Source organism: Achromobacter sp. Marseille-Q0513, assembly GCF_018195695.1.
Lineage (GTDB): Bacteria > Pseudomonadota > Gammaproteobacteria > Burkholderiales > Burkholderiaceae_B > Achromobacter.
This window is the reverse complement of the sequence record NZ_JAGTJY010000480.1, coordinates 1-525: the sequence shown is the minus strand read 5'-3', so window position 1 is coordinate 525 and position 525 is coordinate 1. Positions and strand designations below refer to the sequence as shown.

General features: G+C 61.1%; 1 pseudogene. It reads left to right on the top strand.

What is annotated here, in order from left to right:
* Positions 1-133: 133 nt before the first annotated feature.
* Positions 134-525: pseudogene (locus KDH83_RS31365) on the top strand (hypothetical protein); the annotation flags it as partial.

Here is a 525-nt window from a genome sequence, read left to right as displayed (position 1 = left end):
GCAGACGTCGCCCTGGATGGGTGCGTGCTGACTCCGGCAGACGGAGTCCATGGGCAACGTTTCATAGACGGTGAAATCGATTTGGCCGAATTCGTCGCGGCTCAGTTGCAGGACCAACCGCCAAGCTCCTGATTTGACGCCGGAGGCGCGCCACGCGCTGGAGCGCAGGCATGTTTTCCAGCGCAGCGTCGAGCTTCTGCTTACGCCGGTGGCTGGCGATTTCGATGCCGCGCATTTACGGGAGATAAACCGACGGCTTTTCCAGGATCTGCCCGCATTGGGATTCGATGATGTCACGCCCGGGCAGTATCGGCCCGCCGTGCCGGATGGGCTGGATTGGATCAAGAACCGTCGACTTGAAACTGTCGATGCACCGTCTTGCGTCGCGTATTCGCGCATGGATGATATCGCCCTGGCTCGCATGGACCACATGCTTGCCGAAGCCAGGCCTGCCACGCTGTCCAGGCTACCTTTGGCCGAGTTCGCGCGGGCGCTCGGGGATCTTTATGCGGAGCTGGATTATGC